The sequence below is a fragment of the Alistipes timonensis JC136 genome (assembly GCF_900107675.1).
GTDB classification, from domain to species: Bacteria; Bacteroidota; Bacteroidia; order Bacteroidales; family Rikenellaceae; genus Alistipes; species Alistipes timonensis.
Genome location: NZ_FNRI01000003.1, coordinates 345,522 through 362,270, shown reverse-complemented (window position 1 = coordinate 362,270; position 16,749 = coordinate 345,522). Strand labels below are relative to the sequence as shown.

Sequence of the window (16,749 nt, the reverse complement as noted above, 5' to 3'; positions counted from 1 at the left end):
ACCTATGACAAACCATCCTAAAATCGGTATCCGTCCGATCATCGACGGCCGCCGCGGCGGTATCCGCGAATCCCTCGAAGAGATGACGATGGGCATGGCCCTGAGCGTTGCGAAACTCTATGCCGCGAAGCTGCGCTATGCCGACGGCGTCCCCGTCGAATGCGTCATCGCCGACACGACGATCGGCGGCGTGGCCGAAGCGGCCGCCGCAACCGACAAATTCCGCGACAACAACGTCGGGGCTGTCCTCTCGGTGACGCCCTGCTGGTGCTACGGCTCCGAAACCATCGACATGGACCCGCTGATGCCCAAAGCCATCTGGGGCTTCAACAAGACCCAGCGTCCGGGAGCCGTCTATCTCGCCTCGGCGCTGGCCGGGCACAACCAGAAGGGACTGCCCGCATTCGGCATCTACGGCTCCGAAGTGCAGGAGCAGGACGACAACAGCATCACCCCCGACGTGGAGGAGAAGCTGCTGCGCTTCGGCCGCGCGGCCGTCGCCGTCATGGAGATGCGCGGCAAATCCTACCTCTCGATCGGTTCGGTGTCGATGGGCATTGCCGGGTCAATGCCCGATCCCGATTTCTTCCAGGAGTATCTGGGCATGCGCAACGAAGCCGTGGACTGCTCGGAGATCGCCCGCCGCATCGAGCTGGGCATCTATGACAAGGAGGAGTTCGAACGGGCTATGGCCTGGGTCGAAAAGCACTGCAAGACACACGAAGGCGAGGACCTCAACCCGGAACACCTCCGCTATTCGCGCGAAAAGAAAGACGAGGTGTGGGAGTATGTGGTCAAAATGACGATGATCTTCCGCGACCTCATGGTGGGCAATCCGAAGCTCGCCGAAATGGGCTTCGAAGAGGAGGCCGCCGGACACAACGCCATCGCCGGCGGTTTCCAGGGCCAGCGCCAGTGGACCGACTTCCGCCCCGACGGCGACTTTTCGGAAGCCATCCTCAACACGTCGTTCGACTGGAACGGCATCCGCGAAGCCTACACCTTCGCCACCGAAAACGACACGCTCAACGGCGTCTCGATGCTCTTCATGCACCTGCTGACCAACCAAGCGCAGCTCTTCTCCGACGTGCGCTCCTATTGGAGCCCCGAGGCCGTAGAGCGCGCCACGGGCAGGAAACTGACGGGCAAGGCCGCGAACGGCATCATCCACCTCATCAACTCGGGAAGCAGCACGCTGGACGCCTCGGGCGCAATGTCCGACGCCGAGGGCAACCCCGTGATGAAACCCTTCTGGGAGATCACCGAACAGGAGGCCGAACGGTGCCTCGAAGCGACGACCTGGCACCCGGCCGGCCGCGAATACATGCGCGGCGGCGGTTTCTCGTCGAAGTTCTTCACGCGCGGCGACATGCCGGTCACGATGTGCCGCCTGAACCTGATAAAAGGCCAGGGTCCGGTGCTGCAAATCGCCGAAGGGTGGGCCGTGAACGTCGACCGTGCGATCTTCGAGCACATCGACAAACGCACCGACCCCTCGTGGCCCACGACCTATTTCGCCCCCCGGCTGACGGGCAGGGGAGCTTTCAGGAGCGTCTACAACGTGATGAACAACTGGGGCGCCAACCACGGAGCCATCACCTACGGCCATGTGGGAGCCGACCTCATCACGCTCGCCGCGATGCTCCGCATTCCGGTCTGCATGCACAACGTCGACGAGGAGAAAATCTTCCGTCCTTCGGCCTGGGCCGCCTTCGGCTCCGATCCCGAAGGGGCCGACTACCGGGCCTGCAACAACTATGGACCCGTCTACCGCTAACGAACCGACAACCTAAACCTACAACCATCGACCTATGAAACCCATACAGATGATATGCCGCGCCGTGCTGCTCCTGCTCCTCGCAGGAGGCAGCCCGACGCCGCTATCGGCCCAGACACCTCGCAAAGTCGAAGGCAAGGTGACCAATGCGGCCAAACAGCCTATCGCCGGAGCCGTCGTCCTCGTGAAGGGAACGACGCGCGGAACGACCACGCTCGGCGACGGCAGCTACTCCATTCAGGCGTCGGCCCGCGACGTGTTGGTGTTCTCGCTGCTGGGCTACACCGAACAGGAGGTCGCCGTGAACAACCGCACCCGCATCGACGTCGCTCTCGAAGAGTCGGCCAGCGCCATCGACGAGGTCGTCATCGAAATCGGCTACGGCGCACAGGCCCGCAAAGACATCACCGGAACGCTGAGCAGCGTGAAGATGGAGGACCTGGTGAAAGCCCCGGTCATGAACTTCGACCAGGCGCTCCAAGGCCGTCTGGCCGGTGTCTCGGTTTCGTCGTCCGACGGACAGCCCGGAGCCGAAATGGACATCGTCATCCGCGGAGCCAACTCTCTGACCCAAAGCAACGCTCCGCTCTACGTCATCGACGGATTCCCCATCGAGGATTTCTCGAACGCCGCCATCAACTCGGCGGACATCGCTTCGATCACAGTACTGAAAGATGCCTCGGCGACGGCCATCTACGGAGCCCGCGGCGCCAACGGCGTCATCATCATCGAAACGAAAAAGGGCGTAGAGGGCAAACCCGTCATCACCTACTCGGGAACCTACGGATTCCAGACCGTGACCAAGAAGATGGATATGATGGACGCTTACGATTTCGTCACGTACCAGATCGAGCGCCAGCCGTCGAGCGTCGACACCTACCTGAACAACCTCGACCGTACGCTCGAAGACTACAAGCGTATGGGTCAGGGCATCGACTGGCAGGACAAACTCTTCCGCAACGCCGCCATCCACATGCACAACCTCTCGATGACCGGCGGTACGAAGCAGACCAAGTATGCCGTTTCGCTTTCGATGGCCGACCAGAAGGGCGTGATCCTCAATTCGGGGTATGAGAAGTATCAGGGTCGCATCTCGCTGACCCAGCAGTTGAACAAGAACGCCAAGGTGACGGTCAATGCCAGCTACATGGGCGACAAGACCTACGGACAGACCTCATCCACCGCTCTGTCGACAAGCAACGCCTACGCTTCGTACCTGATGTACCGCACATGGGCCTACCGCCCGGTCATCACCAACGTCAACTCGGAGGAAGAGCTCTTCGACGACTATTTCGACGGTAACAATTCGTCGACGATGAACCCCATCCTGTCGAGTAAGAACGAAGACAAGGTCACGCGCAAACAGACCTTCATCTCCAATGCCAAACTGGATTACAACCTGCACAAGAACCTCCGTCTGAGCATCAGCGGCGGCTACTCGCGCTTCCTCACCGAGGCCAGCGAGTTCAACAACTCCAAAACCTACAAGGGTTATCAGACGCTCACCAACTCAAAGGGTGTCAACGGTTCGGTGATGAACACGACCCGGACCGACTGGATGAACGAGAACATGCTGACCTACAAGAAAGACTGGAAAAACGGCCGTCACAAATTCAACGCCGTGGCCGGATTCACGCTGCAGGGCAGCAGCCAGCGGCGCTTCGGCTATTCGAGCATGCAAATCCCCAACGAGTCGCTCGGCATCAGCGGCATCGACGACGGTCTGCCCGATTCGATGACGGCGCTGCTGACGGAGAATTACCTCATGTCGTGGCTCGGACGTATCAATTACAGCTTCCGTTCGCGGTACATGTTCACCGTTTCGTTCCGCGCCGACGGATCGTCGAAATTCTCTCCCGACAACCGCTGGGGCTATTTCCCCTCCGGAGCCTTCGCCTGGCGTCTGGGCGAGGAGAAGTTCATGCGCCGCCTGCGCTTCATCGACGACGCCAAACTGCGCATCAGTTACGGTGTCACCGGCAACAACCGCATCGGCGACTACTCGGTACACCCGTCGCTGACCCTTTCGGACTATTATTCGTTCAACAACGGACAGCCCGCCGACGCCATCGTCACCAGCAGCCTGGGCAATCAGGACCTAATCTGGGAGAGCACCGAGCAGATCGACGCCGGCCTGGACCTGCGCCTCTTCAAAAACCGCATCAGCCTGACGGTGGACTGGTACCAGAAGAAGACCCGCGACCTGCTGCTGAATGCCAACCTGCCGTACAGTTCGGGGTACCGTACGGTCTTCAAAAACATCGGTAAGGTTCGCAACCGCGGTTTGGAAATTTCACTGAGCACGGTGAACGTCAAAACGCGCCACTTCGAATGGAGCTCCGATTTCAACATCAGCTTCAACCGCAGCCGGGTGCTGGCGCTCTCCGAGGGCGAAGAGAACTACCTCTCGAAAATCAGCTTCACGGGCGATTTCAACTCCACCTATCTCTATCTGGCCAAAGTCGGACAGCCCATCGCACAGTTCTACGGCGTCGAATGGGCCGGGGTTTACGGCTACGAGGATTTCGATCAGGACGCCGCAGGCAACTACACGCTGAAAAAGGGCGTCGCCACCAACGGCAACGACCGCAGCTCCATCCAGCCCGGCGACATCAAATACGTCGACCAGAACGGCGACGGCGTGGTCAACGACCAGGACATGGTGGTCATCGGACGCTGCGAGCCGATCCACATGGGCGGATTCAACAACAACTTCACCTATAAGAACCTGAGCCTGAACGTCTTCTTCCAGTGGCGCTACGGTTCCGACGTGATGAACGCCAACCGCATCATCTTCGAAGGCAACTACTCCAACAAATCCATCAACCAGTACAAGAGTTACGTCGACCGCTGGTCGCCGACGAACACCGACAGCAAGAATTTCCGCGTCGGCGGCCGCGGCCCTGCGGGCGTCTACAGTTCGAGGACCATCGAAGACGGTTCGTTCCTGCGCCTGAAAACCCTTCAGCTGAGTTACACCCTGCCCAAGAAGTTCACCCGGAAGATCCATCTGAATCAGGTTCAGGTCTTCATCTCCGGACAGAACCTCTGGACCTGGACCTCCTATTCGGGCCTCGACCCCGAGGTCTCGACCCGCAATTCGGCCCTGACGCCCAACTTCGACTACTCGGCCTATGCACGCAACCGGATTTACACGGCCGGCATCAAAGTCACCTTCTAACCTAACGGAGCCTACGAATATGAAAAAAAATATTACTCTATTAAGCCTCTGCGTGCTCTTCCTGGCCTCGTGCAGCCTGCTGGACACCGAGCCGCAGGATTTCGTCACCCCGTCGAATTACTACAACAACGAAACCGAGATGAACACGGCGCTCAACGGGGTCTACGCCACGCTGGCCAACACGACGCTCTACGGCAACAACCTGTTGGGGCGTATGGGACTGTCGGCCGACATCGGTTACGAAAGCTACTCCTCGGACTACGGTTCGGTGGGCGACTACGACGTTTCGCCCGCCGATTCGAAGATCCTCACCTTCTGGCGCGACCTCTACGACGGCATCGGCCGGGCCAACATGCTCATCAAATACATCGACAAACCGCAGCTCGACGAAACCACCCGCAACAACATCTACGGGCAGGCGCTTTTCCTGCGGGCTTATTACCACTTCCTGCTGGTCGTCCGGTTCCACAACATCCCGCTGATCCTCAGTGTTCCCGAAGACGGCAACCGCGAGAGCGTGCAGACGCCGCAGAGCAGCACGCGCGACGTCTATTTGCAGATCATCAAAGATATGGAGGAAGCGGCTCCGCTGGTTCGCACGGCCGCCGAATTGCAGTCGCCGGGCCGTGTCAGCCAATCGACCGTCTACGGAATGCTGGCACGCGTGGCCCTCTATATGGCGGGCTACCCCGTGAAGGAACCGGGAATGTACGCCAAGGCGAAGGAGTATGCCCAGAAAGTCATCGACACGGGAAGCCACGCGATGAACGCCTCTTACGAGCAGGTCTTCATCAACTACATCCAGGACAAATACGACGTGGGCGAGAGCCTTTTTGAGGTGGAGTTCTGGGGCACGAACGAGGGTACCTACACCACGACGGCCGGCATGGTAGGCCGCAACAACGGCATCGGCTGCTCGAGCACGAACATCATCGGCGATACCGGAAAATCGGTCGTCGATCTCTACGGCTACTCCATCGGCGCGATCCGCACGACGCCCTATTTCTTCACGCTCTTCGAGACCGGCGACCTGCGGCGCGACTGGACCATCGCCCCGTTCACCTACAACACGACGACGGGCGCCAAGACCGAACAAACGTCCAATATCTGGATTCGCTATTGCGGTAAATTCCGCCGCGAATACGAACTCAGCCAACCGCGGTCGACCAACTACACGCCTATCAACTTCCCGCTGCTGCGCTACTCCGACATCCTGCTGATCTGGGCCGAAGGCGTTGCCGCCGACCCCGACAACCACAGCGCCGACGACCTGAAACAAGCCTACGAATATGTCAACCAGGTGCGCCGCCGCGGCTTCGGAAAGGACATCAACACGCCGGATGCGAGCGTCGACCTCGAAACGGGCGACAAGAGCTACCTGCTGGAAGCCATCAAAGACGAGCGTCCGCGCGAACTGGGCTTCGAGCTGCTCCGCAAGGACGACATCGTGCGCTGGGGTGAATTCTACGACCGGATGCGCTACGCCCGCAGCCTCGCGGCAGCCATTCCCGACAGTTACACCTCTTCGTACTACGTAAACGCCCGACGCACCTACAACAGCGTCAACCGGCGCGACGAGATATGGCCGATCCCCACCTACGAACTGGGTGTCAACCGAGCGCTGGTACAGAATCCCGGATGGTAGTACCCAAACAATCAAACGATTATGAAAAAGACAATAAAATATCTCTTGCTGTTTGCGGCATTCGCGGCGCTGACGACCGGATGCCGCAAGAACCTCGACGATGTCGACGACGTGCATTTCGACGTTTCGCTCGAAGCCGAAACCTTCAAGGTCGGCGAACCCGTCCGGTTCCATTTCAGCGGCAACCCCGATTTTATCATCTTCTACTCGGGCGAGAAGGGCAACGACTATGCCTACAAGGATACCGACCGGATCACGGACAGCGAGATGACCTTCTCCTTCTCCACCACGACCACCTCGGGAACGGCCGGAAATCCCAACCCTTCACGCGTTCCAGTCTGCTACTCCACGGATTTCTCGGGTGAGTACACCGAGGAGGCCGTGCGGGCCGCCACGTGGATCGACATCACCGACCGTTTCAAGATGCCGACCGACACCGGGATTACCGCTCTGCTCTCGGGCGACGTGAATGTCACCGAGTACTTCTCCGACCCCGAATCTCCGCTCTATTTCAGTTTTCATTGGGTCGTCGAACCCTATGATGCTGCGATAAAGAACGGCCGCACGCAATGGAACATCCAGGCCACGAAGCTCAACGGCATAGCCGGGGAGTCGGTTTCCACGCTCTACGATTTCGCCGACATGCGTTGGCAGATCGTGCAGGCGGCTTCGTTCGAAGGGGCCTCCTCGCTGCCCGACGTCAATGCCTCGCGCATCCTCCTCCGCAGCGAGTTCCAGCCCTCGGTCTCCCGCGAATGCTGGGCCGTCAGCGGTCCCATCTACCGGATGGACCAGATCAACGACGGTCCCGACTTCGGCGTCGGCATCAAGGCGATGGCCGAGGCTTCGCTGAGCAGCTATGCCTATACCTACACCGAACCGGGCGACTACGAAATCGCTTTCGTGGCGGCCAACGCAAATGTCTACGGCCGCAAGGAGGTCATCCGAAAAGTCTCGGTCCGGATTATCGAGGACGAAGGCGGCATCACGCCGCCGCTGCCCGGAGAGTGGAACCAATAAAACGACAAAACCATGACGAACCGCATAACCTTTACGATCATCGCTGCGTCGCTGTTCCTGACGGCGTGCAGCCAGGACGATATCATGCCGCGCGAAGCGCTCCCCGACGGGGAGCAGGCCGTATGCTTCTCCGCAGGCGAACCGACGACCCGCACCGAAGTCGGAACCAACGACGACCGGACGCTCGCCATCACGTGGGCCGAAGCCGACGAAGTAGGCATCTACGGTCGCAAAGACGACCGTTCCTCGGGCGACAACTATGCTTACACGGCCACCCCCTACAAGAGCGACGCCACACGCTGCTCGTTCTCGGCATCGGACACCTACGAACTCTTTACGTGGACAAAAAACGCCGCGCAGGGTTTCTACGCCTACTATCCCTACACTAAGATCGACGACCGCACTCCGAATCCCGAGGCCCATCCCTTTTCGCTTCCGGCCCTGCAAACGCAGTCGGAGGGCAACTCTCCGGCTCATATCGCCCGCTACGGGCTGATGACAGCCGCACCGGTGAACATCCCCGCGGGAACCGTGAGCGAAGGTGCAATCCGGTTCAACTTCGCCAACATCTTTTCCATCGTCGAACTGCGTTTTAAAATGACCGCCGACTGCGCCATCGCTTCGGTACCGGTAAAACAGGTCCGCCTGCTCTCCGACGCCGCGGCGCTCGCCATCCCGGCCGGAACCATCGACCTGACCCGGACCATAGACCCTGCAGCAACGCTGCCCGTCGTCGGGGAAGAGGAGTCGCAAAGCCTCACGCTGACCTTCGATACGAACCTCGCCGTCACGAAGACGGACTATGTCAGCGCCTATCTGGTGGCGGCACCCGGGACCCATCCGGCCGGCACGCTCCGCTTCGAAGTGACGGCCATCGACAACTCGACCTACAGCTACACCATCCCGGAGCAGGTCACACTGCACCCGAACCGCCACTACACCAAGTCCTATGAGCTTTCACTCGACGAGTTTATACTCTCCGACGAGTTCGAGGCGGAAATCCCCGTATTGAGTTGCAAGGTCGGAGAGCCGTTGACGGTTTCCATGACAGGTATCGCCGACCGCGTGGATTTCTGGTCGGGCGAGGAGGGCCACGACTACGCCTATGCGGAAAAAGACCGGATGCAGGAGCCCGATATGACGATGAATTTCATGATGCTGCTCAACAGCGGTACACAACGCCATCCCGCCAAGGTGATGTACTCGACCGATTTCGACGGCACGATGACCCAGACGGGAATTCTCGCCGCCACATGGACCGATGTATCCGACCGGTTCGACATGACGAAGCCCATACACGGCGTCGATTCCGGATATCCCGCCGCCACCGCTTCGACCAAACCCTATGATGCAGGCACGGCCGACTGCACGGACTGGTTCTCGGGCGAAGGCAACAGCTGTTGGATCGCGTTCTTCTACCATGTGGACAAATTCGATGCTGACTACACCGACCCCGAAACGGGTACAGCAGGCAACGGCCGCACCTACTTCTACTCCTACGACATGTGGGTACGGGCGCAGTACAAGTCGGAAAGTTCCTATACGGAGATCTACCGCCAGAAATATGCGGACGGTGTGAGCAACCCGGACTATCCGACCTTCGTCCAGGGCTCGACATTCGACTCCGGTGACGGAACCAATCCGTTCCGGCTCTTCACCAATTACACGGGTTATTCCTGCGTACTGCGCCTCGGCGCCGCATTCAGGCCGACGGTCGACAAGGATTCCTACCTGGTGATGCCGAAACTGACACGCCCCGAAGCGAAGAACGTGGGTAAGGACAGCCCCTTCGTCATCAAAGCTTCCGACGACGAGCAGCCTGCAAGTTATCAATATACGTTCACCGCCCCCGGCATCTACCAGGTAGCGGTGGTCGGCACGGTGATGACCCTGGCCGGAGAAAAACAAATCCTGCTCCGGAAGAGCGTCTCCGTCACCGAATAACCCCACTCTGAAAATTCATGACTATGAAAAACAGCATCAAAACAGCGCTTTTATTCCTTTTTTCCGGACTCCTTTTCGGCGCCTGCGAAAAAGAGGACGACGGTGCCAAGGAGGCGCCCCTGCCCGCCGGTGCCATAGAGGTTCGCGGAACACTCGTCGACATCCGTCCGTTCGCGGTGGGGAAGGAGGCGTTTCCCCAGCAATCCGACTATATTTTCGACTCGGACATCGAAACGCTCTTCGATACGCCGCTCTCCTATGCCACCGGGCTCCTGAAAGCCCGCGGCGCCGAGGCTTTCCGCTGCGGCAGCGCCCAAACGGTCTACATGGCGATCACCACCCCCGAGCTGAACGCCGCAGGGTGGAGCGCCACGGAAAAGAGCTTCGCGATGAATGACCTTACCTATTACCTTTACTCCTACGTCTGCCGTACCCCGGGGCAGTGGATCGAAATTCCCGATCCGGCCGACCGTGAATATGCCACGATGCTCTTCGCCGAGACCCTGAGCGTCGCCTGCGATCCCGTACCGGGAACCGTCATCGCCCAGGTCCCCGAGCTGCGCAAAAGCACCGTCAGCAACGCTTCGATCGCCATCCTCCCCAACGGGAACTATGTGGCTTCGTGCACCGGAGTCACGGACGGTGCGACGCTCTTCGTGTCGAAAGACCGCGGCGCCACCTGGTCAACCCTCGTGGAGAACGTCACGGCCCTCAACGGCATCCGCAACTACTACAACCTCTTCGTCTTCGAGGGTGCGCTCTATATGATGGGGGCCGGGATCGGAAACCAAGACCTGCTGATTTCACGCTCGGAGGACAACGGAGCGACCTGGACCAAACCCACCGACGCCACGAACGGCGTGCTGCTCACCGGAGGTTTCCACTCGGCCGCCGTGCCCGTGGTGGTCTACGACGGGCGTCTCTGGCGGGCCTGCGAAACAGCCGGAAGCGACACCTCCATCAAACGTCCGTTCGTCATTTCCGCACCCGTCGATGCCGACCTGCTCGACGCGTCGAGTTGGACTAAATCCGACAACCTCATTACCGACAACGAAATGATCGTCAACGAAAAGACCGTTACCGAGCTGATCGAGGGCAACATGGTCGCCACCTCCAACGGCCTCTACAACATCCTCCGGGCCAGCAGCAAACAAACCAGCCAGCTGGCGGCCAAAGTCACCGTCACCAGCCCGTCGAAACTCACCTTCTCCGTTTCCAACGACTTCATCACCTTCCCCGGCGGCGGCAAGAAATTCACCATCCGCTACGACGAACAAAGCCAGCGCTACTGGACCCTCTCCAATCCCGCGGCCTCGAAATACGTCGGGATGAAGAACGACGGCCTCTACCTGAACGGCATCACCCGCGACCTGATCCGAAACCGGCTGGTGCTGTGCTACTCGACCGATCTGATCACGTGGGTTCCCTACAAGGTGGTCCTCGAAAACGAAGATCCCTTCTTCCACGGATTCCAGTACGTCGACTGGCAGTTCAACGGCAACGACCTCGTGGCCGTATGCCGCATGGCCTGTCCCGAACGCCGCGGCTTGCCCTACCGCCAGCACGACGCCAATATCCTGAGCTTCCTGCGCATCGCCGACTTCCGAAACCTCTGATCGCCATGCGCCGAATCCGACTGCTCGCCCCGCTGCTCCTGCTCCTCGTCACGGGAAAGCCGCAACTCTTTGCGGCCTCCCCGCGCGGGGAGGGGAGCATCGAAGTCCGGGGACGGTTGATCGACATCCGCCAGGCGCAACCCGGCGCGGAGGTCTTCCCCCAATACAAGCGCAACCGCTTCGGCAAAAGCCTCCCCGCACGTCTCGAAGGAATGACCTACGCCGTCAGCCTGCGGGAATTCCGAGGCCCCGAGGCAGTGCGGTCATCGCAGCCCTGCGACCTGCTGCTGGCACTCTCCGGCACCCGGCCCGACACGACTCAGTGGCTCCCCACCGGCGAGGGATTTTTCGTCAACAAAACCCGCTATCGGCTTTACCGGCAACGTTATGACACCCCCGGCCGCTGGCTGGAACTCCCGTCGCAGCAGGATGGACCCTCCTGTCTGCTTTTCGCCGAAAACCTCCGCGTTGCGAACACGGCGCCCATCCCCGGAACTGTCATCACACAGGTCCGGGAATTGCGCCGAACGCACATCACCAATCCCAACCTGCTGATCCTCCCCGACGGCAGTTATCTGGCTGCGTGCAGCGGCGTGAACCTCCAACGAAACGTCGATTTCTACCGCTCGACGGATCGGGGTGCGACCTGGAAACACTGGTCGCGGGGACGCTATCCGATCAATTTTTACACGGTGTTTCCCCACCAGGGAGCGCTATACATGATGGGAACGGCCACGCCCCGGGGCGACATCATCATTTGCCGCTCGGACGACATGGGACGCACGTGGAGTTTCCCCGATGAAACACGTTCCGACGAGGGCATCCTCCTGCGCGGCAAATACCACTCGGCACCCGTTCCGGTCGTCGTCCACGGAGGGCGCATCTGGCGTGCCATGGAGACCAACACGCCGGGCGAGAAACGCCGGGCGTTCGTCATGTCGGCACCCGTCGATGCCGATCTGATGCAGGCATCGAGCTGGAGCCGCTCCGAACAGCTCGACTACGACCCCGCGTGGATAGACGGAAACGGATTCCGCCAGTGGATCGAAGGCAACATCGTCGTCGCCCCTGATCAATCGCTGGTCAATGTCCTGCGGGTGGACGAGCACACCTACGGCCGCTCGGCGGCCATCGTCCGCGTATTAAGTCCCGAACGGCTCGCGTTCGATCCCCGCAGGGACATCGTCGAAATGCCGGGCGGCGGCAAGAAGTTCACCATCCGCTACGACTCGCTGTCACAGCGCTACTGGTCGCTCACCTCCGCCGTCTGCGAAGAGTTCCGGGGCCTCGCCCACGGGGGCATTTACGCCAACGGCATCCATTGCGGACTGATTCGCAACACCCTGACGCTCATCAGCTCGAAGGACCTCCGCCATTGGAAGGTCGAACGCACCGTCATCCGGAGCGACAATCCCTTTTTCGACGGTTTCCAGTATGTCGACTGGCAGTTCGACGGCGACGACCTCATCGCCGTCATCCGGCTGGCCATGGAGGAGCCTCGCGGCCTCCCGAACCGCCAGCACGACGCCAATTTCCTCGTATTCAAACGCATCGAACGATTTCGGGAACCCGGGGTCGCCTCCGACTGCGTTCAAACACTGCATAAACCTTAAAACCAAACAGATACCATGAAACGTAGCATCCGAAAAGCGCTTCTCCTCGCGGGATTCTGCCTGCTGACCGCTCTCTCTGCAGCGGCACAACCGTTCCTCCGGCTGCCGGCCGTCATCGGCGACCACATGGTCCTTCAGGAAAAAACCACCGTCAAACTGCACGGTTGGGCCGACCCCAACGCCACGCTGACGGTCACCCCTTCGTGGGGCGAAGCAGTAACGGTCAAAGTGGGGTATGACACCGCCTGGAGCGTCGAACTGACCACCCCCGCCGCCTCGGCGGAGCCCCGTTCGATCACCTTCGCCACCAATAAAAAGGCGGTACGGAAAGTCGACGACATCCTCATCGGCCAGGTATGGCTCTGCAGCGGACAGTCGAACATGAACTGGAGTGCAGCCAACGGCATCGTGGACATGAAGAAGGAGCTCGAAAGCCCGATGAATCCCCAAATCCGCCTCTTCACCGTCACGAAGAACAGCACTCCGTATCCGCAGGACGACTGCGAAGGCCGCTGGCAGGTGTGCACCCCCAAAAGCGCCCTCTATTTCAGCGCCGTGGGTTATTTCTTCGGCAAACGCCTCGCCGACGAACTCCAACAACCCGTCGGACTGGTCAACTCGTCGTGGGGCGGAACTCCCGTCGAAGTGTGGACCCCCGCCAACGTCATGGGCAAGAACCCGCAAATGGTCGCCTCCTGGAAAGAGCAGTCGAAGAGCAAACTCTGGCAGATCGGCTCGCTCTACAACGCCATGATCCACCCGCTGCGCCACACGGCCTTCGCCGGAGCCATCTGGTATCAGGGCGAGTCCAACAAGACGAACGCCGCACTCTACGGCGATGAATTCACGATGATGATCGAGTCGTGGCGCAAGGTATTCGGCCAGACGCTGCCTTTCTATTTCGTGCAGATAGCCCCCCACGCCCGCTCCGAGGGCGGCACTTCCGGCGCCGTGGTCCGCGAACAGCAGGCCCGCGTCGCCGCGACGGTCCCTTCGACGGGCATGGCGGTCATTTCCGACCTGGTGGACGACGTGACGAACATCCATCCCCGCTATAAGCAAGGTGTCGGCGACCGGCTGGCCGGCTTCGCCCTTGCCGAAGTCTACGGTAAGAGCGGCCGGAAATACAAAAGCCCGACCTTTCGGCAGGCGGAGTTCCGAAAATCGCAGGTTTACGTCTCGTTCGACAATGCCGAAGGAGGCATCGTCTGCAAGGACGACGCCATCCGCGGACTGGAGGTGTGCGACGCCTCGATGAAGTTCGTTCCGGCGCAGGGAATCATCGACGACAAGAGCAACCGGCTGGTTGTCTGGAGCAAGCAGGTAGCCCGCCCGACGGCCGTACGCTACTGCTTCAGCGACGGCGCCATCGGCAATCTCTTCGATACGGCCGGACTCCCCGTAGCCCCTTTCCGCAGCGATGCCGACGACAAGGCCGCTCCGGCCCGACAGCCCGTCGAGTCGCTCTCGGGCGCCGCCGTGACGGCTTCGGGCAAAGGTTTCGCGGTGGGGAGTTTCCGTCTCGGCGAAAAGTTCTTCACCAACCGGGTTTACCCGTTGACCAAGCTCCCCGAACGCTTCGCCGGCTACGAGATGCTGACACACGACGCAGGGCTGGGCGAACAGATGCTCACCTGCAAAGTGACTGCCCGGGAAAAATGCCGCATCTACATCGCCGTACGCCGCAACAGCCACACGGCCAATGTACTGAACGGCTGGAAACCCGAACGCGACGATGAAATCCGCTACACCACGCACGACAAAAGCAAGCCCGGCATCCTCGGCATCTACTACCGCGACGTGAAGGCCGGAGAGAGCGTCACGCTCCCCCGCACCAAAGATTTCGCCGGCGTAACACTCCTCGCACCAAAAATCGACTATACGAAATAGTCCACCACCATGAAAAAACCATCTATCATCCTCACAATCATCTGTTTCCTGACGTTGCAAAATCTTTGGGCGGCCGGGCCGCTGCAACACGCACAACCCATCGCGGCTGGCGGCGAAGAGGGACTCGCCCCGATGTCATTCGGACTGACATACAGCAACGCCCCGCGCGGCTTCGCCTACATCTCCTCGGAGCAATATCCCGATCTTTTCGTCTTCATAGCGAGCGGAATGCCCGACGCCCGGGGATTCTGGCGCTGCCCCTACGACCGGACCACGCCGGAGGGCGAACTCGTCTACGCCGCGCCGCAACGCGTGTCAACCCCCTGGGACAAGGAGAAAAAGTTCCCCTCGCAAATCCGCATCTTTCAGGACGGCAAGAAGGTCTACCTGCTGCGCCTCTCCACGAAACGCCTCGTCGTCACCCGCTGGGACGGCCGTGCTTTCACGACGATCGCCGAAAGCGTGCTGAAAGGCATTCCCTATCCAATAGCGTCGTTCGACTGCATCCGCCGCGGCAAACGCGACATCGAGCTGGCGATCCTCTGCCACGACGGACAGTCCTACCGCCCCGAAACATTCAAGGGCGACCGTCAGTCCTACTACGACGGCGCCGAGATTTACCGCGGGGCGCTGCCCGGTTCGGGACTTTTCCGCATGACGCTGGACGCCGGCAACTGGAACCAGATCACCGATGTCGAACAGGTGGGAAACAACATGAACCTCGTCATCGGAGCCAGCGAACTAGCCTGCGTGCGTTCGGCGGACGGCAGCTACGACGGCTACCTCTTCACCAACAAACTCGGAAGCATGAAGTTCATTCCCTACCGGAAAAAGATACCGACCGGGGGATTGCCGCCGCTCCATGCCATGCGTGACAACGAGCGCATCCGTGTACATACGTCTTACAGTTCGCGTGTCATTCCCTATCCCTCGGGTCGGAACGACCGGCAAGACCTGATCATCGGCGGCGAAGCGGCGATGTACCGCTACCGCTTCATCGGCTCCACGCCCGAAGGGGCTCCGATCTACTCCGACCCGGCGCCGGTGCTGCAACGCAACGCTCCTCTCTACGGAGGTTCGCTGACGGTGCCCAATGTCGTGGATTGGGACGGCGACGGCGCACTGGACATCGTGGCCGGCAATTCGGAAGGGCGGCTGCTCTTCTTCAAGAACCGCGGCACGAACACCGAGCCCGATTTCGCCCGTTCCGAGGAGGTCTGCGCCGGAGGCAGCCCGATCCTGCTGCGTCCGGGGTATCATGTCGTACAAGGTCCTTTCGAGGCTTCGTGGGGCTATCTCTGCCCGACGGTCTGCGACTGGAACGGCGACGGACTGCCCGATGTCGTGGTTTCGGGTTCACGGGCCAAATTCGAGGTGATGCTCAACCGCGGCACCCGTGAAAAACCCGAACTCGACGCTCCCGTGGCCCTGAGCGTGGACAACCTCGAACTCTACGGCACCTGGCGCGTCCGCCCGGCCATCGCCCGGATCGGCGGCAGCAACCGCATCGTCATCATGGACAAGGACAATGCCCTGCACATGTACCGCCAGATCGACGATTTCAACGTCGAGGATATGGGCAAACTCCGCCTGACGGACGGTTCTCAGATCACCGGCCACAACAACGCGATGGAGTCGCTCGGACAGATGGGACGCGGCAAACTCCGCTTCGTGGACTGGGACGGCGACGGAAAACTCGACCTGCTGATCGGTTCGATCAAGCGTTCGTCGTATCCCTCGCCCGAACGGGGACTTCCCTACAACCGTTTCAAAAAGAAGGAAATAGGTTTGCAGGTAATGCTGCTGATCAACGCCGGAACCAATGAAAAGATGGTCTTCAAAGAGCCCGTCCAGTTGCAGATCGACGGCAAGGACTTCTACCTCGGCGCCCATTCGAACGCCCCCGAACCCTGTATGCTGGGCGACACGTCGAAGGGTCCGAATCTGGTGGTCGGATGCGAAAGCGGCAAATATTTCTTCTTCGAACACGACCGGATCACGACCGTCGGCATCGACGACTGACGCCGGGCCGATACATGAAACAGGGCTCTCTGAACAAATCA

Annotated in this window: 9 protein-coding genes; all 9 read left to right on the top strand. The window is 60.3% G+C overall.

Annotated elements, in window-relative coordinates; all coding sequences use genetic code 11:
• Positions 1-4 precede the first annotated feature (4 nt).
• From BLU78_RS05935 to BLU78_RS05895, 9 genes are read left to right on the top strand one after another with little or no spacing between them, the layout of a single operon-like run.
• Positions 5-1,777, top strand: coding sequence for an L-fucose isomerase (locus BLU78_RS05935; protein WP_010261856.1), 1,773 nt, complete (start codon positions 5-7; stop codon positions 1,775-1,777).
• A gap of 34 nt (positions 1,778-1,811) precedes the next feature.
• Complete coding sequence (locus BLU78_RS05930) at positions 1,812-4,958, top strand: SusC/RagA family TonB-linked outer membrane protein (protein WP_010261854.1); 3,147 nt, start codon at positions 1,812-1,814, stop codon at positions 4,956-4,958.
• Between the two features lie 19 nt (positions 4,959-4,977).
• On the top strand, positions 4,978-6,603 hold the full coding sequence (locus BLU78_RS05925; RefSeq protein ID WP_026020702.1) for a RagB/SusD family nutrient uptake outer membrane protein: 1,626 nt from the start codon (positions 4,978-4,980) through the stop codon (positions 6,601-6,603).
• A 21-nt stretch (positions 6,604-6,624) separates the two neighbouring features.
• Positions 6,625-7,623, top strand: a complete 999-nt coding sequence (locus BLU78_RS05920; protein WP_010261851.1) for a DUF5017 domain-containing protein — start codon at positions 6,625-6,627, stop codon at positions 7,621-7,623.
• A 12-nt stretch (positions 7,624-7,635) separates the two neighbouring features.
• Entirely contained in the window at positions 7,636-9,567 is a 1,932-nt protein-coding gene (locus BLU78_RS05915; protein ID WP_010261849.1) for a DUF5017 domain-containing protein, read from the top strand.
• Between the two features lie 23 nt (positions 9,568-9,590).
• Positions 9,591-11,183 (top strand): sialidase family protein, encoded by a 1,593-nt coding sequence (locus BLU78_RS05910; RefSeq protein WP_010261847.1) that lies wholly within the window; start codon positions 9,591-9,593, stop codon positions 11,181-11,183.
• 5 nt (positions 11,184-11,188) lie between these two features.
• Positions 11,189-12,796: a sialidase family protein gene (locus BLU78_RS05905; RefSeq protein WP_010261846.1), complete on the top strand. Its 1,608-nt coding sequence runs from the start codon at positions 11,189-11,191 to the stop codon at positions 12,794-12,796.
• A 15-nt stretch (positions 12,797-12,811) separates the two neighbouring features.
• A complete protein-coding gene (locus tag BLU78_RS05900; RefSeq protein ID WP_010261844.1) occupies positions 12,812-14,686 on the top strand; it encodes a sialate O-acetylesterase in 1,875 nt (624 codons plus the stop codon).
• A 9-nt stretch (positions 14,687-14,695) separates the two neighbouring features.
• Positions 14,696-16,708: an FG-GAP-like repeat-containing protein gene (locus BLU78_RS05895; protein ID WP_231290795.1), complete on the top strand. Its 2,013-nt coding sequence runs from the start codon at positions 14,696-14,698 to the stop codon at positions 16,706-16,708.
• Positions 16,709-16,749: the final 41 nt, after the last annotated feature.